The organism is Duganella fentianensis, from assembly GCF_964031615.1.
GTDB lineage: Bacteria > Pseudomonadota > Gammaproteobacteria > Burkholderiales > Burkholderiaceae_D > Rugamonas > Rugamonas fentianensis_A.
This window is the reverse complement of the sequence record NZ_CAXIQN010000013.1, coordinates 51,201-71,379: the sequence shown is the minus strand read 5'-3', so window position 1 is coordinate 71,379 and position 20,179 is coordinate 51,201. Positions and strand designations below refer to the sequence as shown.

The window sequence follows — 20,179 nt, the reverse complement described above, 5'->3', positions numbered from 1 at the left end:
GATTATCGCTTAAGTACTTGCTGATACACGGCGACGGTGCGGCGTGCCGCCACATCCCAAGTCAGCTCCAGCGCACGCCGGCGGCCGGCGGCGATGCAGCGGTTGCGGATGGTGTCGTCGCGCACCAGCGTGGTCATAGCATTGCTGATCTCGCCCACACTGAGCGGATCAAATTCGAGTGCGGCGCCGTTCGCCACTTCCGGCAGCGAGGTGGTGCCGGAGCAGGCCACCGGCACGCCGCTGGCAAAGGCTTCCAGCAAAGGCAGACCGAAGCCTTCGTGCAGGGTGGGGAAAATGAACGCGCCAGCGCTGGCATACAGCTGCTGCAACTGGGCGTCGTCGGTCAGCTGATCGAGCCACACCACGTTCTCGCCACGCTGTTGCGCCGCCTTGATCTGCGCCACCAGTTCCTCGCTGCGCCAGCCCGGCGCACCGACGATCACCAGCTGGCGCGCCGAGCGCAGCACAGGCGGCAGCGCCAGATAGGCTTCCAGCAACCGGCCCACATTCTTGCGCGGCTGCAGCGTGCCCACCGTCAGGAAATAGCCCGCGCGCAGGCCATACTGCTGCAGCGTGGCGGCACAGGCTTCGGCGGCCGGTGCATCGAACCATTCGGCGCGTACGCCATGCGGCACCACGCTGATGCGCTGTTCATCGACGCCGAAGCATTCCACCAGTTCGCGGATCGAGAACTGCGAGCCGGTAATCACATGCTGCGCCTTGCGTGCAGCTTTGATCTGCAGCCAGTTCTTCAGCTTGCGCTGTTTGGCGCTACACCACTCGGGATGGGAAATCGGCAGGGCATCATGCAGGGTTGCCACCACGGGGCAATCCATGCGCACGATGCGGTAATCGGTCGCGTGGAAAATATCCAGCGGCGCGGCACCTCGGCCCAGTGCTGCCTGCGTGCTCAGATGTACCGACGACGGCAGCAGCAGATCGCCTAGCGTCGCCAGCGGGAAGGATAGCGGCAAAGCACGGCCTACCTTCAGGCGCGGCTTGTCACCGGGCGGTGCAAACGAAAACGGCAGCACTTCCACGCCCGCTGCAGGCAGATGCTGCAGCAGGGCGCGGCTATACACGCCTAGCCCGTCCAGGCGGCCGCCCGTCAGCGCCGGCTCTACCGTGGTGGTAGACAGACCTACGCGCAGGCCTGCAGTTTTCAGTGGGGCATTCACGCCGTGTACATCCAGCGCAGCGTGTCGGCCAGCGGCACCGGCTCCAGCGCGCCGATGGATGCGCTCAGGCGGGCATTGTCGCCCACCAGCCGCACCACTTCATTGGCGCGCACGAAGGCGGGATTGACCCGCACATGGATTTTATAACCGGCGATCTCGCCCATCATGTCCAGCACTTCGCCCAGCGACCAGCCCTGACCGGAACAGACATTGAAGGTCTGCCCCACCGGCGCGGCGGCCAGCAGGCGGCGGTAGCTGCGTGCCACCATGCGCACATCGGAAAAATCGCGCCACACGTGCAGGTTGCCCAGTTCGATTTCGCTGGCCTGACGGCGGAAGTGACCGACGATTTTCGGCAGCAGGAAGTTTTCCTGCTGGCCTACGCCGGTGTAATTGAAAGGTCGCACAAAGATCAGCGGCAGCTTGTCCTGCCACAGCCGCGCCATATATTCCATGGCCAGCTTGCTGACCGCATAGTCGTTGGCCGGCGCAGCCGGCACCGCTTCATCGATCACGCCCACCTCGGTATTACCGTAGATATTCGCGCTCGACGCCAGCAGCACGGCGGACGGCTTATGCGTCTGCGCAGCCAGCACTTCCAGCAGATTACGCGTACCCATCACGTTGACGCGGTAAATCTGCTCCACATCGCCATGGGCCACAAACGCGATGGCGGCCAGATGCACCACTACATCGGGCTGCACCTGCTGCACCACCTGCGCCAGTGCGGCACGGTCATTCAGATCAACGGCAAACTCGCCTTCGGCGGCAGTGCGCCCCGGAGTAATGGTGCCGTACACCTGATAGCCGGCGGCGCGCAACTCCTCGGCAACGTAGTATCCGGTAAAGCCGGACAGCCCCGTGATCAGGGCGCGCTTGCCGGCGCCTTCCAGCGTCATGGCCTGGTCCTTAGAAAGAGAAACCGGCGCGATTACGGCGCAGGTCAGCTTCCACCATCATCTGGCACAACTGTTCCAGCGTGGTTTCAGGCTTCCAGCCCAGTTCCTTGTGGGCTTTGGCCGGATCACCGATCAGCAGTTCCACTTCGGCCGGACGATAGAATTTCGGATTCACACGGACCAGCACTTTGCCAGTCTTCTTGCAGGTGCCGATCTCCTGTTCAGCCGCACCGCTCCACTCCAGCGCCACGTCGATAGCCTTGAACGCCATGCTGACGAAATCACGCACGGTTTCCGTGCGGTTGGTGGCCAGCACATAGGTGTCCGCATGGTCGGCCTGCAGAATGCGCCACATGCCTTCCACATATTCCTTGGCATAGCCCCAGTCGCGCTTGGCATCGAGGTTGCCCAGTTCCAGCACGTCGAGCTGGCCCAGATGGATCTTGGCCACCGAATCAGTGATCTTGCGGGTAACGAACTCGCGGCCACGCAGCGGCGATTCGTGGTTGAACAGAATGCCGGAGCTACCGAAGATGCCGTAAGACTCGCGGTAGTTCACCGTCATCCAGTGGGCATACAGCTTGGCCACACCGTAAGGGCTACGCGGGTAGAACGGGGTATCTTCCTTCTGCGGCACGGCCTGCACCTTGCCGAACATTTCCGACGTCGAAGCCTGATAGAAGCGGATCTGCGGATTGACGATACGGATCGCTTCCAGCAGATTCACTGCACCGATACCGGTGATTTCGGCAGTCGTCACCGGCTGCTCGAACGATACGCCGACGAAGCTCTGGGCCGCCAGATTGTAGATCTCGTCCGGCGCCGTGTTCTGCAGCAGACGGATGGAGGAGCCGAGGTCGGTCAGATCATATTCGACCAGCGACAGATGGGGATGGGACTGGATACCCAGTTCTTCGATACGCCAGAAATTGACGGAACTGGTGCGGCGATAAGTACCGTAGACCTGATAACCTTTTTCCAGCAGCAATTGCGCCAGATAAGCACCGTCCTGACCGGTAATGCCCGTAATCAGGGCTGTTTTTCTTTTATCCATGGTGAATCGAAATCCAAATCATCTGAGGCTGTATAGCCGACTATTGTAACAGACCACTTCCGCCACACTTCTCACCAAATATGTCATTACATTAGTTACAACTTGTTACCTGCGATGCATCAAATAACTAACAAAAAAGCAAAAAAGGCCGGTTCGTCACCGAACCGGCCCGTTCTTTGACTTCAGCGCAGCAACGCCAAAATCATCAGACTTTGCGCTGGGCTACCGCATCCACCACACACAGTGCCGTCATATTGACGATACGGCGTACCGTGGCCGATGGCGTCAGAATATGCACCGGCTTGGCGCAGCCGAGCAGGATAGGGCCGATGGCAATACCGTTGCCGGCCGCCGTTTTCACCAGGTTGTAGGCAATGTTGGCGGCGTCAATGTTCGGCATTACCAGCAGGTTAGCATCCCCCTTAAGTTCCGAGTGCGGCATGATGGCATTGCGCAGCTTGGAATCGAGCGCCGTATCGCCGTGCATTTCGCCATCCACTTCCAGCGTCGGATCGAGTTCCTTGACCAGTTGCAGGGCCGCACGCATCTTCTGCGCCGATTCGCTATTGGACGAACCGAAGTTGGAATGCGACAGCAGCGCAGCCCGTGGCGACAGGCCGAAACGGCGCATTTCCTCGGCGGCCATCACGGTAATTGCCGCCAGTTCCTTGGCGTTGGGGTTCTCGTTGACGTGGGTATCTACCATAACCAGCTGACGCTCAGGCATGATCAGCACGTTCATGGCCGCGTACACGCAGGCGCCTTCGCGCTTGCCCAGCACCTGATCGATGTAATGCAGATGCAGCTGGGTGGTGCCAAAGGTGCCGCAGATCATGCCGTCGGCATCGCCCTTCTTGATCATCATCGAGCCGATCAGGGTATGACGGCGGCGCATTTCCAGCTTGGCGTATTCCTGCGTCACGCCCTTGCGCGAAGTCAGTTCGTAATACGACTGCCAGTAATCACGATAGCGCTCGTCATGGTCGGGGTTGATGACATCGTAATCGATGCCCTGCTTCAGTCGCAGACCGAATTTGGCGATGCGGGCTTCCAGCACGGCCGGACGGCCCACCAGAATCGGACGCGCAAGTTTTTCATCGACGATCACCTGTACCGCGCGCAGCACGCGCTCTTCTTCGCCTTCGGCGTAGACGATGCGTTTCAGATCGCTCGGGGTCTTCTTGGCCAGCTGGAACAGCGGCTTCATGAAGGTACCGCTACGGTAGACGAACTGTTGCAGGCTGTCGGCATAGGCTTGCAGGTCCTTGATCGGACGCGTCGCCACGCCCGAATCTTCCGCTGCCTTGGCCACGGCTGGTGCGATCTTGATCAGCAGACGGGGATCGAATGGCATAGGAATCAGGTATTCCGGGCCGAACGACAGGTTGCTTACACCATAGGTGGTGGCGACGATGTCGGACTGTTCGGCGTGCGCCAGTTCGGCAATCGCGTGCACCACGGCGATTTCCATTTCACGCGTGATGGTGGTGGCGCCGCAATCGAGCGCACCACGGAAGATGTACGGGAAGCACAGCACGTTGTTGACCTGATTCGGATAGTCCGAACGGCCCGTGCAGATCACGGCGTCATCGCGCACGGCACGCACGTCTTCCGGCAGAATTTCCGGATTCGGGTTGGCCAGCGCCAGAATCAGCGGCTTGGCGGCCATGGCACGGACCATGTCCTGTTTCAGTACGCCACCAGCGGACAGACCGAGGAAGATGTCGGCATCGTGGATCACTTCACCAAGGCTGCGCGCCGACGTATCCTGCGCGAAGCGTTCCTTGTCCGGATCCATCAGTTCGGTACGGCCTTTGTAGACCACACCGGCCAGATCGGTGACGAAGATGTTTTCCAGCGGGAAGCCCAGATCGACGATCAGATCCAGACAGGCCAGTGCCGCCGCACCGGCACCGGATACCACCAGTTTGCAGTTCTTGATATCTTTGCCCACGTACTGGATGCCGTTCATGATGGCCGCGCCAACAATGATGGCCGTACCATGCTGGTCATCGTGGAAGACGGGGATCTTCATACGTTCGCGCAGCTGGCGTTCGATGTAGAAGCACTCCGGTGCCTTGATATCTTCCAGATTCACGCCGCCGAAAGTCGGTTCCAGCGAAGCGATGATGTCCACCAGTTTGTCCGGATCGGATTCGCTGATCTCGATGTCGAACACGTCGATACCGGCGAACTTCTTGAACAGCACGCCCTTACCTTCCATCACCGGCTTGGCGGCCAGCGGGCCGATATTGCCCAGACCCAGCACGGCAGTACCGTTGGTGATCACGGCCACCAGATTGCCGCGTGCCGTGTATTTGTAGGAATTGGCCGGATCGACCACGATTTCTTCGCAAGGCGCAGCCACGCCCGGCGAATAGGCCAGCGCCAGATCGCGCTGGTTAGTCAGTTGCTTGGTGGGCGTGACGCTAATCTTGCCCGGCGTGGGAATCTCGTGATACTCGAGCGCGGCCAGACGCAATTGCTGGCGGATCTCTTCTTTTTTCTCGGAGGACGAATCCATGCTGTGCTGCCTTCCTGTTTGTACTGTCGGAAAGCCATTGATTCTAACAGACCAATTCTTTCAATTAAGTAGGTATTTTCACCAACAGCTATGACGGTTATCAGCATTATTGATATGTGGAACACAGCAAAACCGAATTTTTGACGCTTTTAGCGGCATTAATCCTTCGTTCGCTTCAACATGTGCACTTTTCAGCAATGATCATAATTTCATATCGATCGATGAAATTTAATAGAAATTTCCAATGCCTATAACAGGTTAGCGCTACCTAGTGCAAACGGCAGCCAGCGCGGGCGTACAATACGCCATGCTTTCCGAATTCGACCTCATCCAGCAATACTTCCAGCGCCCCCGTCATCCCCAGCGCGCCACCCTCGGCATCGGTGATGATTGCGCCCTGCTCACCCCCACCACCGCCATGCAGACGGCAATTTCGTCGGACATGCTGGTGGAAGGCCGCCACTTCTTCGCCGGCGAAGATCCTTACCGGCTGGGCCACAAGAGTCTGGCCGTGAATCTGTCCGACCTGGCGGCCATGGGCGCACGCCCCGTCGGCTTCACGCTGGCACTGGCGCTGCCGGCCGCCGAACGTGACTGGCTGGATGGTTTTTCGCGCGGTCTGTTCGCGCTGGCCGATGCCTTCAACATCGAACTGATAGGCGGCGACACCACCAAAGGCCCACTCAATATCTGCATCACGGTATTCGGTGAAGTAGCACCGGGGCAGGCACTGCGCCGCAGCGCGGCAAAAGCCGGCGACGATATCTGGATTTCCGGCACCTTAGGCGATGCCCGTCTGGCACTGGCTGGCTACCGCAAGGAAGTGGTACTGGACGAGGCCAGCCTGCAGGCCGCGGCCGTACGCATGCACCTGCCCGTACCACGGGTAGAACTGGGCATGCTGCTGGCTCAGCAGGGGATCGCTCACGCCGCCATCGATATTTCCGATGGTCTCGTTGGCGATCTCGGACATATACTCAAACAGTCGGGCGTGGGCGCCACCCTGAATGTGGATGCCCTGCCAGCTGGTGCCATCCTCGCCACGCGCGACACGGCCTTGCGGCGCGCCTACACGGCGGCCGGTGGCGATGATTACGAGCTGTGCTTTACGGCCCCCGTCAGCGCCCGTGGCGCCATACTGGCCGCTGCAGCCAGCGTGGCCACGCCCGTGACCCATGTGGGCAGCATCGATGCCGCCAGCGGCCTGCGCCTGACCGATGCCAGCGGCGCCGCCCTGTCCTTGCAATTACAAGGCTTCGATCACTTCACGTCGTAAGCAGCGAGGCCACGCCCGGAACCGACCAGCGTGGCCATATCGGCCGCCGTTAAGGGCTGACTGAACAGAAAGCCCTGAATCTCGTCGCAATCGCTGTGACGCAGATAGTCGAGCTGATCATCCGTTTCCACCCCTTCCGCAATCACCCGCAGCTTGAGGCTGTGCGCCATATTGATGATGGCGCGGGCGATGGCGGCATCATTGGGATTGGTGGTGATATCGCGCACGAAAGCGATATCGATTTTCAGTTTATCGATAGGGAAACGCTGCAGATAAGCCAGCGAAGAATAGCCCGTACCGAAATCGTCGATCGCCACTTTCATGCCCAAGGCTTTGAGCTGGGCCAGCACGCCGATGGTGCGCTCGGAATTCGACATCAGCGCCGTTTCCGTCAGTTCCAGTTCCAGCAGTTCGGGCGGCACACCGTGCCGCTGCAGGGCGGATTGCACGATCTGCGCCAGATCGCATTCGACAAACTGGCGGCTGGCCACATTCACCGCCACCCGTACAGGGCCCACGCCATTGCGCAGCCACAGGCCGATCTGGCGGCAGGCCGCATCGATGATCCACGCGCCCACCCGCACGATCAGGCCCGTGTCTTCCAGCACGGAGACAAATTCGGCCGGATAGACCAGCCCGTAATCGGGCCGCTGCCAGCGCAGCAGCGCTTCCGCACCGGCCAGTTCGCCCGTATCGAGCTGCACCTTGGGCTGGTAGTACAGCAGCAGCTGTTCCTGTTCCAGTGCCCGGCGCAGCGCCAGTTCCAGATCCAGCCGGGCTGCCACCTGCGCATTCATGCCGGCCGTGTAGAAGCGGAAACCATCGCGGCCGGACTGGCGCGCCCGCTCCATGGCAATGTCGGCATACTGCACCAGCGCCTGTGCCTCGCTGGCATCGTCGGGATACATGGCGATACCGATGCTGGCACTCAGTTCGGCGCGGTGACCATCGAGTTCGAACGGACGGCGCAAGGCAGCACGCACATCGTGCACTGTCTGCACGGGATCGAGCTGCTCGCGCGGTGCACCGAGGATCAGGGCAAATTCATCACCGCCCATGCGCCCTACCGTGTCGCGCAGGCGCACGCACTGCATCAAACGGTTGGCAAACTGGCGCAGCAGCTCATCGCCATGCAGCGAACCCAGCGTATCGTTGACGCTCTTGAAACGATCCAGCGCGATGAACATCACCACGATGCACTGGTCCTGTTCGGGCGCCAGCGCCACGGCGTTTTCCAGCGTGCGGAAGAACAGCGTGCGGTTGGGCAGCCCCGTCAGGCTGTCGTAATGGGCCATGTGTTCCAGCTGTTCCGCTGCCAGCCGGCGTTCGCTGATATCGCGCGCCACGCCCAGTAGAACGTCAGGCTGGTCGGGCCGCTGCATCAACTGCCAGTTCAGCTCGACCGGCACAGCCACCAGGTCACTACGCATCAGCTCCAGTTCCTGTAGCATGGGCGGCGCCCCTTCAATAGCCAACTGCCCCGTCAGCGCGCGCAGTGCCACGGGCGAACCCAGCCCCAGCCGGCTGGCCGACTGGCCCAGCAGTTCGTCGCTGCGGTAGGCCAGCATGCGACAAGCACCTTGGTTCACATCCACCAGTTCGGCACTGGCCGCATCGAGCAGGAAGATGGCGTCGGCCGTGGCATCCATGGCGCTGCGGAAGCGCTGCAGTTCGGCCGTACGTTCGCGCACGGTCTGCTCCAGTCCCGCGTTATAGCGCTTTACTTCGCGGTGCAACAGGCGCACTTCCAGCAGGTTGCGGATGCGGGTCAGTACTTCCAGCGGATCGAAGGGTTTGCTGAGGAAATCGCGCGCGCCCATTTCCAGCGCACGGATCTTGTGGTCGGGCTGGGCCGTTACCACCAGCACGGGCAGCCATGCGTCCGCTTCCAGCGGCTTCAGGGCCGCCATCACATCGAAGCCGCTCATGTCCGGCATCTGCAGGTCGAGAATGATCAGGTCGTAGCGCTGGGCGGCGTGCCAGCCCGCCACCACACGGGGATCGGTGGTGGCACTGACGGCCTGATAGCCACTGGACTGCAACAGATACTGCAGCAGTTCCACGTTCACCGGCTGATCGTCGACGATCAGAATCCGGGCGTGATAGATGTCGTTCTGGCTGATCATGGCACCTCCAATGGGGCGTACCGGTTTACCGCTGCGTCGTAACGAAATTGGCACTCGAATTTAATTGGCAATATTATCACCTTGATCAATCTGTGGCGCACGCCAGTCGCTTCTGTTGAAAATAAATGTTGCGATTCAGGCAAAGCGGAACGGCCTCGCTGGCAAGGCGTACGAAGGCCATGTTACAGTGGGTTGTCGATCACGAAGGAGACAGCCATGCACTCGAATAATTGCGAACTTATCCTCGACCTCGCTACTCAGGTAGGTCAGGCCTTGCAGGCCCGCGGCCTGCTACTGGCCACGGCAGAATCGTGTACCGGCGGCGGAGTCGCCCAGGCCATCACGGAAATCGCCGGCTCCACCGGCTGGTTCGACTGCGGTTTCATCACCTACTCGAACGCGTCGAAAACGGAAATGCTGGATGTCTCGGCCGCCCTGATTGCCCAACTGGGCAGCGTGTCGGAAGAAGTGGCGGCCGCCATGGCCACGGGCGCACTGGGCAACAGCAATGCCCACGTGGCGCTGTCCACCACCGGCATTGCCGGCCCTACCGGCGCCGTACCGGGCAAACCGGTCGGCACCATCTGCTTCGGCTGGGCCAAAGGCGATCAGGTACACACGGAACGACTGGTATTTACGGGCGACCGTCAGTCGGTGCGCACCCAGACCGTGATCCACGCGCTACAGGGTTTGCTACGCTTCATTGCCTAAACGACAAACTAAACGCATCAGGCGCGTACTGGCGGTTGCCAGCACGCGCCAAAACCACTACTCTCGTTGCATTCGGGCGCGTCGGTGCGCGGGTTTCCAATGAATCAGGAGTAATTTCGATGCAAAACACGGTACATTTCATCCTTCAGGGCAAAGGCGGTATCGGCAAGACGCTGGTCTCCACCATCCTCGCGCAGTGGGTTGCCAGCAAAGATGAAACGCCTTTACGCTGCTATGACACGGACCAGGAAAACGCCACCTTCTCGCGCTACAAGGCCATGAACGTCAAGCATGTGCCGGTGATGACGGATAGCCGCACCATCGACCCGAAACGCTTCGATGCGCTGATGATCGACATCCTCGAAGAAGAAGGCAACTGCGTGATCGATAACGGCGCCAACACCTTCTCGCCCCTGATGGGCTATCTGATCGAAAACGATTGTTTCTCGCTGCTGGAAGAGTCCGGCCGCAAAGTTTATATCCATACCATCGTCGGCGGCGGCGATACCCTGCACGACACGGCCATGGGTTTTGTCTCCACCGCCAAATCGACCAAGGTGCCGCTGGTGCTGTGGGAAAACGAACACTTCGGTCTGCTGCAATCGGCAGCCGGCAAGCAGTTCACCGAATCGCAGACCTATGCCGACAATTCCTCCCGCGTCAAAGGCCGCGTGGTGCTGTCGGCGCGCAATGCCGACACCTTCGGCGCCGACATCAAGAAAATGAATACGGCGCGCCTGACCGCGGCCGAAGTCAAGGAAAGCGACAAGTTCAACCTGATGGAAAAGCAGCGCATCAAAGTGGTGTTCCGCGACCTGTTCGAACAACTCGATAAAGTGGAGTGGTAAGCCACCATGGATCAGCACAAGCTGCGTACTCTGGTGTTCGAAAAGACGGGCGTCAAGATCGATATCGATGATCCTGTTTTTGCGCTGGTGGCCCTCAACGAAGCCGTACTGGAAGATGCCGTGCAGCGCCATGTGGCGCTGATGGATAGCACCTCGCGCGAGCTAGTACGGCATGCCCGTGCGGCTGGCGGACTGGCCGCCGAATCGCCCACCGCGCGGCGCAAAGGCGCCGTGCTCGATGCCACCAACGAAGCGCTGGAACATGACGCAGCAGCGCAGGCGGCGCCCCATTCAGCTACTCAGCCAGCGTCCGGCCAACCGGCCAGCCACGCGCCGGCGCCAGCCAGTCCATCGAATGCCGTCGCGCCCACCAGCGCCAGCTTTGATGGACGGGAAAAACGACTGTTGCTGGCAGCGGCCGGTGTAGCCACGCTGAGTGCGCTGCTGGTACTGGCCGGACAGGCGCTATTCTTCAAACCGGTGGCACCGCCCGCCCCCATCGTGCAGCAGGCCAAGGAACTCACGCCAGCCCAGCTGCTGGCACTGGAACGCGCCGACAAGCTGGACAAAGCCATCCTCAAGCTCGATCCCAAGACCCGCGCCCAGCTGCTGGCCGAACTGCCCAAGTAAGCCTGCTGCGCTGCTGCTGCCCAACGCTCCCCGCGTGGCAGCAGCAACATCAAATTGCTCCCGCCCCTCCCGCCCGCAGCGACACGCTGGCCTGCCATCGATCTGTTGCATCAGGACAACGAATCATCCCCTTGAATTGCAAGAAGTAAGTCTGCCGTAGGAAAACTGGCCTATGTTGTAGACAGAACGGCTGAACGTGAACGATCTGCGTGTGGAGCCGGTTCTTCAACCGATACAGGGAGATTAATATGATAAAAAAAGCATCCTGCCACCCTCGTTCCATCACCAGCCTGCTGGCCGTACTGGGCAGCAGCATGGGTCTGCTGGCCGCGCCATTGGCGCAGGCCGACGACAGCGAATCGAATCTGAAGATCAGCGGCTTCCTGTCGCTGGTCGCGGGCCGCACTGCCGGCACCAGCCTGCCCGCCGACTATAACGGCCCGGCCAGCATCGATGGCCATGCTTGCCCGTGCTACACGGCAGACTGGGGTAATGCCGGCGTGTACACGGACAGCCTGTCGCTGCGGCCGGAATCGCGCGCCGGCGTCCAGCTCAAATATGTCATCTCGCCACAGTTCAATCTGGTGGGACAGGTGGTGGTGCGCGGCAGCGACACCAGCCCGAATCTGCAGTGGGCCTATGCCAGCTATGCGCCCTCCAAAAATTGGGAAATCCAGCTGGGCCGCAAGCGCATCCCGCTGTATTTCTATTCCGACTTCCAGGACATCGGCATGTCCTATCCTTGGGTAGGTGTACCACCAGAACTGTATGGCTGGGAAGCCACCAACTACAACGGTGCCAGCGTACGCTACCGCACGATGGTGGGCGACACCAATGTGGCCGTAGGTCTGTTCGGCGGCAAGGAAACTGTCAAGGATGCTCTGTACGACCGCCTGTTCTACAGCAGCAAAACCCGGGTGGAATGGAATAATCTGGTCGGTGCCGATCTGGAAATCAGCCAGGGTGCGCTGACCGCGCGCGCTGTCTATATGCAGACCGATGTACGTACCACCAATGCGCTGCAGGGGCTGGATGATAAAGCCAAGCTGCGTGCCTATGGTCTGGCCAACAATCTGGATCTGGACGCGTGGTTCGTGCTGACCGAAGTGACCCAGCTGACGCGCGATTTCGACAGCGGCTACAAGATCACGGCACCAGCCTACACCTTCGGTGCCGGCTACCACTACGGCGACTGGACGCCGTTCCTCAACTATGCCAGCTACAAGGAAAAGACCAGCAACAGCCTGATGTATGCACCGCAGAGCTATAAGCGCTGGTCGCTCACCTTGCGCTATGACCTCGGCATCCGCAGTGCCATCAAGGGCCAGATCGACCGCAACAAGGATGTGACCCGCAACTTCGGTGGCGATGTCACCGTCATGCGCCTGTCCTACGACCAGTTGTTCTGATTCCATGCATAGGAGCTCAACATGAAAAAGCTGTACACCCTGCTGGCCCTGTGTGGTGCCGTTACGCTTGCGCTGCCGGCCCGTGCCGAAATCGTCGTCATCACCAGCACAGCTAATCAGGCCTCGCGTATGTTCTCGGAACAGGCGGCCCAGTTCTTCCTCGGCCAATCCAACCAGTTCACCCCCATCGAACAGGGTAAAGACTCCCCCATCCGCAAGGAGTTCTACCAGAAGCTGTCGAATAAATCGGTGACACAAGTCGAGGCGGCCTGGGCCAAAATCGAGTTTGCCGGCAAGGGCACCGCCCCCAAGGCCTATCCTAGCGATGCGGCGGTGAAGAAGGCTGTGGCGTCCGACCCTAGCGCGATTGGCTATATCAACAAAGCCTCGGTGGATGAGACGGTCAAAGTGCTACTGACCTTGCCGTAAAACGATGCAGCCCGCGCGGCTGCATTTTTTCTGCTAACATGTGAACATCTATTCATTTGTTGGTATTATGAGCTGCCACCACGACGTTACGGTCTGCGATCCTGCCATCGCCCAACTGGCCGACCTGTTCCATCTGCTCGGTGATCCCACTCGCCTGCGCATCGTGCTGGCCTGTCTGGACGCGCCGATTGCCGTCAGCGGCATCGCCAGCACGCTCGAACTGAGCAGCTCGCTGGTCAGCCACCACCTGCGCCTGCTGCGCGCGGCCCGCATCGTCAAATCCGAACGGCAGGGCAAGCAGGTGTTCTATTCCGCCGCCGATGCCCACATCAGCGGTGTACTCAACGATATGCTGGAACACATCGCCGAACCGGCGAACGGGAGCGAGGCATGAGCCACCACCACGACCACTCTCATGATCATGACCACGAGCACGAACATGCACACGCCCACCAGCATGGCAGCAAGGGCTGCAGCCATGACCACGGGCACGGTCATCACCACCATCACGGCGATCCCAACACCATGGGGCGGGCATTCGCTATCGCTATTCTGCTGAACTCGGTATTTGTCGCCATCGAATTCGGCTACGGTTTTCTCGCCAACTCCACCGCGCTGATGGCCGATGCCGGCCACAACCTGTCCGACGTACTGGGCCTGATGCTGGCATGGGGCGCCGCCATCCTCGCCAAGCGCCTGCCGAACGGACGCTACACCTACGGCCTGCGCAGCAGTTCCATGCTGGCCGCGCTGTTCAATGCCATGCTGCTGATGGCCGCCTGTGGCGGGATTGCATGGGAAGCCGTGCAGCAACTGATCCACCCTGATCCGGTCGGCGGTCTGACGGTCTCGCTGGTAGCCGGTGTGGGCATCCTGATCAACGGCTTCTCGGCCTGGCTGTTTATGTCTGGCAGCAAGGATGACGTGAACATCCGCGGTGCCTATCTGCACATGGCGGCCGATGCCGCCATCTCGCTGGGCGTGCTGATCGCTGGTGTGGTGGTCATGTACACGGGCTGGAACTGGCTAGACCCGGTGGTCAGTATGCTGATCGTGGGCTTCATCGTGTACAGCACATGGGCGCTGCTGAAGCAGTCGCTACGCATGGTGATGGCGGCCGTACCCGACCATATCGACGGCGCGCAGATCGCCGACTTCCTGCGCGCCCAGCCGGGCGTGAGCGCGGTGCAGGATCTGCACATCTGGGCCATGAGCACCACGGAAACGGCGCTGACGGTACAACTGGTGACACCGCAAGGGCATCCCGGCGATGCGGCACTGGACACGATCAGCCGCCAGTTGCGCGAAGAGTATGCTATCCATCACAGTACGCTGCAGGTGCGGCTGGGCGCTGATGCCCCGGCCTGCAGCCTGCAGACGGCCAAACACGTAGTCTAGTCGGCCAGACCGGCGTACAGCGGCGTGCTCAGATAGCGCTCGCCGAAGGATGGAATGATGGTGACGATGATCTTGTCGGCATTTTCCGGACGACGTGCCACCTGTACCGCAGTCCACAGCGCGGCACCGGCCGAGATGCCCACCAGCAGACCTTCCTGACGGGCGGCCTGCTGCGCCGTCTCGAAGGCATCTTCGTTGCGCACGGTGACCACTTCATCGTACACGCCCGTATTCAGCACGGCCGGCACGAAACCGGCACCGATGCCCTGTATCGGGTGCGGTCCTTTGGTGCCCTGCGACAGCATGGGCGATGCGGCAGGCTCCACTGCCACGCAGCGGAAGCCCGGCTTGCGCTGCTTGAGCACTTCGCCCACGCCGGTAATGGTGCCACCCGTACCCACGCCAGCCACCAGAATATCCACCCGACCATCCGTATCGGCCCAGATCTCTTCTGCCGTGGTGCGACGGTGCACCTCCGGATTGGCGGGATTGTTGAACTGCTGGGGAATCAGATAACGGCTGTCGGCGGCCGCCAGCTGTTCAGCCTTGGCAATCGCGCCCAGCATGCCTTCGCTACCGGGCGTCAGCACCAGTTCGGCACCATAGGCGCGCAGCAGCATGCGGCGTTCGCGGCTCATGGTTTCCGGCATCACCAGCGTGCAGCGGTAGCCGCGCGCAGCGCACACCATGGCCAGCGCAATACCCGTATTGCCGCTAGTGGGTTCGAGAATAATGGTATCGGGACGGATCAGCCCTGCCGCCTCGGCCGCCTCGATCATGGCCAGACCGATACGGTCCTTGACGCTGTGGGCAGGGTTGAAGAATTCCAGCTTGGCCAGAATCTGGGCGGTGCTACCGACGTTGAGGCGGTTCAGGCGTACCAGCGGGGTACGGCCTATGAGTTCGGTAACGTTATTGGCAATTTTCATGGACAACTCCGGAGTGAGGGGATGTCAGCCAGTCTACACTGACTGTCCCCGCTCCGGTAGCGTCCAGCTTACTTCACATCGATCAGTTCGACGTCGAAGATCAGCGCCGAATTCGGCGGAATATTGCCGCCCGGCGCAGCGCGTGAACCATAGGCCAGTTCGGATGGAATGATCAGCGTGCGCTTGCCGCCCACGCGCATGCCCTGTATGCCCTGATCCCAGCCTTTGATCACGCGGCCGGCGCCCAGCATGAACTCCAGCGGCTCGCGGCCCACGGAAGAATCGAACAACTTGCCGTGCATATTCTTGGCCAGCGGGCGGTACAGCCAGCCCGAATAGTGCATGTACACGGTGCTGCCAGTAGTGGCTTCGCGCCCCGTGCCGACTTTGGTATCGGTCACGATCAGCTGTTCGGCGGCAGGGCCGGGCGTGGCCGAACCCACCACCAGCGGTGGTGGCGGCGGAACTTCGGCCGGTGCAACGGGTGCATTGGGTGCGCCAGGCGCTTGCGCCTGAGCGAAGCTGGTAGCCAGTGCACACAGCACGGCGGCAAAAATGGAACTACGCTGCATGATATCGTCTCTCTCTGGGTCTAGTGTTAGCAGGTCTGTCCCTGCCAGCGCGCACATGATAGCAAAACTGCCAGCCTGAGCACACTTTTCAGGCGGACAGTGCGCCCGTCGCCACGCTGGCCGCAGCGTCGGCCAGTGCCGCACCACCAGCCACCGCCTCATCTGTCTGAGCCTGCTGCGCCAGATGGCGTAGCGCGTGGCTGGCCGCCACCATGCCGAAGGTGGCCGTCACCACCATGGCAGAACCGAAACCGGCACAGTTCAGGCCCGTCACGCCGGCGCTGGCCGCGTCGTCGATGGCACAGGCTTCGGCCTGTTCCGGCATACGGATGCGCTCCATGGAAAACACCGCATCGACGTGGAATTTATGCTTCTCGCCACGCGGGTAGCCATATTTGTTGCGCAAGGTCTTGCGCACCATTTTCAGCAACGGTTCCTGCTCGGTGCGGGCCAGATCGCGGATGGCGATTTCGGTCGGGTCGGTCTTGCCACCGGCACTGCCGATGATCACCATGGGGATCTGCTGCTGGCGGCACCATGCAATCATGGCGGCCTTGTCCTTGACGCTGTCAGTTGCGTCGATCACGTAATCATAGCGGCCCTGCCCCAGCATGTCCGGCACGTTGTCCACCGTAACGAAGTCCTCGATCTGGTTGACCACGCAGAAAGGATTGATCTCGGCGATGCGCTCGGCCAGCGCAGTAATTTTGGCCTTGCCGACCGTGCTGCTAAGCGCCTGAATCTGGCGATTGATGTTAGATTCGGCAACATTATCCAGATCAATTAAGGTCAGCTGGCCGATCGCGCTGCGCGCCAGCGCTTCCACTGCCCACGAGCCCACGCCGCCCGTGCCGACCACGCAGACATGCGCCTCGCGGAAGCGTTGCAGTGCCGCCGCGCCATAGAGACGGGCGATGCCGCCGAAGCGGCGTTCGAAATCTATTTCCTCAAAGGAGGTAGGGTTATCAGCGTTCATCCCGTCATTTTAACGGACGCCGCCATAAAAAATATTCTAGAATGATTTTCTCACCTAGTCCGAGCCGCAAGCCATGAGCCACCATCTGTTCGATACCGCCCCCGATTTCAACCAGCCTATCGCCGTGCTCAAGCACTGCCATGACCGCATCCGCAAACAGCTGGAAACCCTGCAGAAACTGCTGGAGCACCTGCCCGTGCACGGCGCCGACGCCGATGCGCGCAAGGCCGCGCAGGCCGTGCAGAAGTATTTCAATCACGCCGCCGCACTGCACCACGAAGATGAAGAAGAAAACCTCATGCCCATGCTGCAGGCCACGGCGCGCGAGGCCGACGCCGTGCTGCTGGAGCAGATCATCCCCGGCATTCTGGCCGACCACGCCCAGATGGATCTGGCATGGCAGGAACTGAATGCCCAGCTGGAACAGATCGCACAAGGCCAGTCGGCCGAGCTCGACAATGCCGACGTCCAGCAATTCATCGAACGCTACACCAGCCACATGGCGGTGGAAGAGACCAATATCGCCCCCATGGCCAAACGCCTGTTCAGCCACGAACAGATGGAACAGCTGGGCAGCGCCATGCAGGCACGGCGCGGCATCAAGCCGGCTCTGCCGCAGAGTCAGGTGCCGGAGCAGCATCAAGTGCCCGTCAATAACACGGTGGCCAATGGCGTGGTGCTGGCCGACATCCGTCTCGACTATGGCCGTGCCAGCCTGACGGAAGACGATGTGCTGGACGATCCGATCGCCCAGTTCGGCAAATGGTTCGAGGAAGCCATGCACGCCAAGGTCAACGAGCCGAATGCCATGAGTCTGGCCACGGTGGATACGGAAGGCCGCCCCAGCTCGCGCATCGTGCTGATCAAGCAGTACGACCAGCGCGGCTTCACCTGGTACACCAACTATGACAGCCAGAAGGGCCAGCAATTGCGCGCCACCCCGCACGCCGCGCTGCTATTCTTCTGGAGCGAACTGGAACGGCAAGTACGTATCGAAGGTACGGTGACGAAAACTTCACGCGAAGAAAGCGACAAGTATTTCTACAGCCGTCCCGTGAAAAGCCAGATCGGCGCCATCGCCTCCAAGCAGAGCGAACCGATCGCCAATCGCGCGCAGATGGAAGCGAATTACGATGCCGTGGCGGCAGCCAGCGGCGACCAGCCCGTGCGGCCCGAGCACTGGGGCGGTTACCGCCTCGATCCGGTGCGTATCGAATTCTGGCAGGGTCGCCGTTCGCGCTTCCACGACCGCATTGTGTACTGCAAACAGGCCGATGGCAGCTGGACCCGGGAACGTCTGCAGCCCTGAGCGCAGCGCCCCGCCCCACAGAAGACCATCGTTCGCGGTGGTCTTTTTTTTTCGGAGGTGCTGCATGGGGAAACGTCTGACGCTCTATCCGGCGCTGCATTTCAGGCTGGGCGCGCGACTGGCGGCCCGCCTCGGCGCGTGGGGTAGCGCCATGCGCCAGCAGCTGGCACTGCCCCTGCGACTGGAACTGTGGGACGGCCAGCGCATCGATTTTTCCGCCCTGCCGCCGCGCGTCACCATCCGCTTGCCCAACATGAGCGCGGCCAGCTATCTGCTGCGTCCTTCGCTGTCCAGCCTTGGTCGTGCCTATGTGGAAGGCCGCATCGAAGTGCAAGGCGCAGCGCGCGACATGATAGCCATCGTCACGGCACTGGCGCGCAATACCCTCAGGGTGGAAGGCCGCTATGCGCGGGTGGTGCGCAACTGGCGCCATAGCAAGCAGGGCGATGCCGCCGCCATCGCCTACCACTACGATGTCTCCAACGAGTTCTATGCGACCTTCCTCGATCCCGAACTGGTGTATTCCTGCGCCTATTTCGAGCAAGGCCATGAAGATCTGGCCACGGCCCAGTTGCAGAAGCTCGACCACATCCTGCGCAAGATCGCCCTGCAGCCGCACCAGCACCTGCTCGATATCGGCTGCGGCTGGGGCGCGCTGGTCATCCGCGCGGCCCAGCGTTTTCAGGCCCGCTGCGTGGGTGTGACGCTATCGGAGCAGCAGTATGCGCTGGCGCGCCAGCGCGTGCGTGCGGCGGGGCTGGAGCATCTGGTGGAAATCCGCCTGCAGGACTACCGCGACGTGCAAGGCCAGTTCGACCGCATCACCAGTGTCGGCATGTTCGAGCATGTGGGAGTGCGCCATCTGCCCGACTATTTTGCTGCGGTGGCGCACCTGCTGGCCGATGATGGCATCGTCATGAACCATGGCATCACCAGCAGCGATCCGGCCAATGGCCAGTCACCGTATGGGGGCGGCGAATTCATCGAGCAATATGTGTTTCCGCAAGGCGAACTGGCGCACATCGGCCATGTGCTGAAATGCATGCAGCAAGGCCAGCTGGAAGTGTTCGACGTGGAAAACCTGCGCCGCCACTACGCCCGCACCTGCGCCCTGTGGAGTGACAACTACGAAGCGGCGGCTAGCCGCCTGAAAACGCTGGCCGGCGAAAAGCGCTACCGCATCTGGCAGGTATATCTGGCCGGTGCCAGCTATGCCTTCGAACAGGACTGGATCAGCCTGTACCAGATCGTGGCGCGCAAAGCCGGCCAGGCGGCCAGCACCCTGCCCTGGTCGCGCCGCTATATGTACACGGCGGCGGCGCCTACTTGAGCCGCGCCGCGTACAGGCTGCGCAGCTTGGCCACCTTGGGCGCTACCACGAAAGCGCAATAGCTTTGCAGCGGGTGCTGCTCGAAATAATGCTGGTGGTATTCCTCGGCGCGGAAATACGGCTGCGGCGCCGACAGTTCCGTCACGATGGGCGCATCCCAGACGCCCGCCATCTGGGCGATCACTTCGCGCGCCGTAGCTTCCTGCTCGGGCGACTGGTAATAGATCACCGAACGGTACTGGGTGCCCACATCGTTGCCCTGCCGGTTCAGCGTGGTCGGATCATGCAGGGTGAAAAAGATTTCCAGCAAATCGCGGTAGCTGATCACGGCCGGATCGAAACGCACCCTGACCACTTCCGCATGGCCCGTCTCGCCCGTGCAGACCTGCTCGTAGCTGGGGTTGGGCTGCGCCCCGCCCGTGTAACCGGACTCTACCTCGGCCACGCCACGCAGACGCTCGAACACCGCTTCCAGACACCAGAAGCACCCGCCCCCCAGAACGGCAGTTTCCATTTCACTTTGCAGATGAGTTTCCACGACTTTTCTCCTTGTACACGCCGGTGCGCAGAACAGTCCAGCG

Annotated in this window: 19 protein-coding genes; 10 read left to right on the top strand and 9 right to left on the bottom strand. The window is 61.1% G+C overall.

The features are described from left to right. Nucleotides 1-2: 2 nt before the first annotated feature. From ABNT42_RS08370 to ABNT42_RS08355, 4 genes are all read right to left on the bottom strand, one after another. Nucleotides 3-1,178, bottom strand: coding sequence for a glycosyltransferase family 1 protein (locus ABNT42_RS08370; protein WP_348696220.1), 1,176 nt, complete (start codon nucleotides 1,176-1,178; stop codon nucleotides 3-5). Continuing rightward, nucleotides 1,175-2,077: a GDP-mannose 4,6-dehydratase gene (locus ABNT42_RS08365; RefSeq protein ID WP_348696219.1), complete on the bottom strand. Its 903-nt coding sequence runs from the start codon at nucleotides 2,075-2,077 to the stop codon at nucleotides 1,175-1,177. The genes ABNT42_RS08370 and ABNT42_RS08365 overlap by 4 nt, the downstream gene beginning before the upstream one ends. A gap of 10 nt (nucleotides 2,078-2,087) precedes the next feature. Beyond that, nucleotides 2,088-3,131, bottom strand: coding sequence for a GDP-mannose 4,6-dehydratase (gene gmd, locus ABNT42_RS08360; protein WP_348696218.1), 1,044 nt, complete (start codon nucleotides 3,129-3,131; stop codon nucleotides 2,088-2,090). A 205-nt stretch (nucleotides 3,132-3,336) separates the two neighbouring features. Further along, a complete protein-coding gene (locus ABNT42_RS08355) occupies nucleotides 3,337-5,655 on the bottom strand; it encodes an NADP-dependent malic enzyme (protein ID WP_348696217.1) in 2,319 nt (772 codons plus the stop codon). Between the two features lie 307 nt (nucleotides 5,656-5,962). Here ABNT42_RS08355 and thiL point away from each other — a divergent pair, with 307 nt between their 5' ends. Beyond that, entirely contained in the window at nucleotides 5,963-6,931 is a 969-nt protein-coding gene (gene thiL / locus ABNT42_RS08350) for a thiamine-phosphate kinase (protein WP_348696216.1), read from the top strand. Here thiL and ABNT42_RS08345 read toward each other — a convergent pair. Beyond that, a complete protein-coding gene (locus ABNT42_RS08345) occupies nucleotides 6,916-9,057 on the bottom strand; it encodes an EAL domain-containing protein (protein ID WP_348696215.1) in 2,142 nt (713 codons plus the stop codon). The two genes, thiL and ABNT42_RS08345, sit on opposite strands and share 16 nt — an antisense overlap. Nucleotides 9,058-9,273: 216 nt before the next feature. Here ABNT42_RS08345 and ABNT42_RS08340 point away from each other — a divergent pair, with 216 nt between their 5' ends. The 7 genes from ABNT42_RS08340 to ABNT42_RS08310 all read left to right on the top strand — a co-directional run bounded on the left by ABNT42_RS08340 (nucleotide 9,274) and on the right by ABNT42_RS08310 (nucleotide 14,482). Continuing rightward, nucleotides 9,274-9,768, top strand: a complete 495-nt coding sequence (locus ABNT42_RS08340; RefSeq protein WP_348696214.1) for a CinA family protein — start codon at nucleotides 9,274-9,276, stop codon at nucleotides 9,766-9,768. A 119-nt stretch (nucleotides 9,769-9,887) separates the two neighbouring features. Beyond that, nucleotides 9,888-10,616 carry a hypothetical protein gene (locus ABNT42_RS08335; protein WP_155432780.1) on the top strand — a complete coding sequence of 243 codons (729 nt, stop codon included), beginning with the start codon at nucleotides 9,888-9,890 and terminating at the stop codon, nucleotides 10,614-10,616. Nucleotides 10,617-10,622: 6 nt separating this feature from the next. Continuing rightward, entirely contained in the window at nucleotides 10,623-11,246 is a 624-nt protein-coding gene (locus tag ABNT42_RS08330) for a hypothetical protein (protein WP_348696213.1), read from the top strand. A 248-nt stretch (nucleotides 11,247-11,494) separates the two neighbouring features. Further along, nucleotides 11,495-12,655, top strand: a complete 1,161-nt coding sequence (locus ABNT42_RS08325) for a hypothetical protein (RefSeq protein WP_348696212.1) — start codon at nucleotides 11,495-11,497, stop codon at nucleotides 12,653-12,655. 21 nt (nucleotides 12,656-12,676) lie between these two features. Further along, nucleotides 12,677-13,084, top strand: coding sequence for a hypothetical protein (locus ABNT42_RS08320; protein ID WP_348696211.1), 408 nt, complete (start codon nucleotides 12,677-12,679; stop codon nucleotides 13,082-13,084). Between the two features lie 67 nt (nucleotides 13,085-13,151). Further along, nucleotides 13,152-13,478, top strand: a complete 327-nt coding sequence (locus ABNT42_RS08315) for a metalloregulator ArsR/SmtB family transcription factor (protein ID WP_348696210.1) — start codon at nucleotides 13,152-13,154, stop codon at nucleotides 13,476-13,478. Continuing rightward, nucleotides 13,475-14,482 carry a cation diffusion facilitator family transporter gene (locus tag ABNT42_RS08310; protein WP_348696209.1) on the top strand — a complete coding sequence of 336 codons (1,008 nt, stop codon included), beginning with the start codon at nucleotides 13,475-13,477 and terminating at the stop codon, nucleotides 14,480-14,482. The genes ABNT42_RS08315 and ABNT42_RS08310 overlap by 4 nt, the downstream gene beginning before the upstream one ends. Here the strand turns inward: ABNT42_RS08310 and cysK are convergent. The 3 genes from cysK to tcdA all read right to left on the bottom strand — a co-directional run bounded on the left by cysK (nucleotide 14,479) and on the right by tcdA (nucleotide 16,959). Then, on the bottom strand, nucleotides 14,479-15,411 hold the full coding sequence (cysK, locus tag ABNT42_RS08305; protein ID WP_348696208.1) for a cysteine synthase A: 933 nt from the start codon (nucleotides 15,409-15,411) through the stop codon (nucleotides 14,479-14,481). The two genes, ABNT42_RS08310 and cysK, sit on opposite strands and share 4 nt — an antisense overlap. A gap of 68 nt (nucleotides 15,412-15,479) precedes the next feature. Then, complete coding sequence (locus ABNT42_RS08300; RefSeq protein ID WP_348696207.1) at nucleotides 15,480-15,983, bottom strand: FKBP-type peptidyl-prolyl cis-trans isomerase; 504 nt, start codon at nucleotides 15,981-15,983, stop codon at nucleotides 15,480-15,482. Between the two features lie 88 nt (nucleotides 15,984-16,071). Continuing rightward, nucleotides 16,072-16,959 carry a tRNA cyclic N6-threonylcarbamoyladenosine(37) synthase TcdA gene (gene tcdA / locus ABNT42_RS08295; protein ID WP_348696206.1) on the bottom strand — a complete coding sequence of 296 codons (888 nt, stop codon included), beginning with the start codon at nucleotides 16,957-16,959 and terminating at the stop codon, nucleotides 16,072-16,074. A 73-nt stretch (nucleotides 16,960-17,032) separates the two neighbouring features. Between tcdA and pdxH the strand changes: the two genes are divergently transcribed. Together pdxH and ABNT42_RS08285 are read left to right on the top strand one after the other, a co-directional pair. Beyond that, on the top strand, nucleotides 17,033-18,268 hold the full coding sequence (gene pdxH / locus ABNT42_RS08290; protein ID WP_348696205.1) for a pyridoxamine 5'-phosphate oxidase: 1,236 nt from the start codon (nucleotides 17,033-17,035) through the stop codon (nucleotides 18,266-18,268). Between the two features lie 151 nt (nucleotides 18,269-18,419). Further along, nucleotides 18,420-19,598 (top strand): cyclopropane-fatty-acyl-phospholipid synthase family protein, encoded by a 1,179-nt coding sequence (locus ABNT42_RS08285; protein ID WP_348696490.1) that lies wholly within the window; start codon nucleotides 18,420-18,422, stop codon nucleotides 19,596-19,598. Here the strand turns inward: ABNT42_RS08285 and msrA are convergent. Then, entirely contained in the window at nucleotides 19,591-20,112 is a 522-nt protein-coding gene (msrA, locus tag ABNT42_RS08280; RefSeq protein ID WP_348696204.1) for a peptide-methionine (S)-S-oxide reductase MsrA, read from the bottom strand. The two genes, ABNT42_RS08285 and msrA, sit on opposite strands and share 8 nt — an antisense overlap. Nucleotides 20,113-20,179 lie beyond the last annotated feature (67 nt).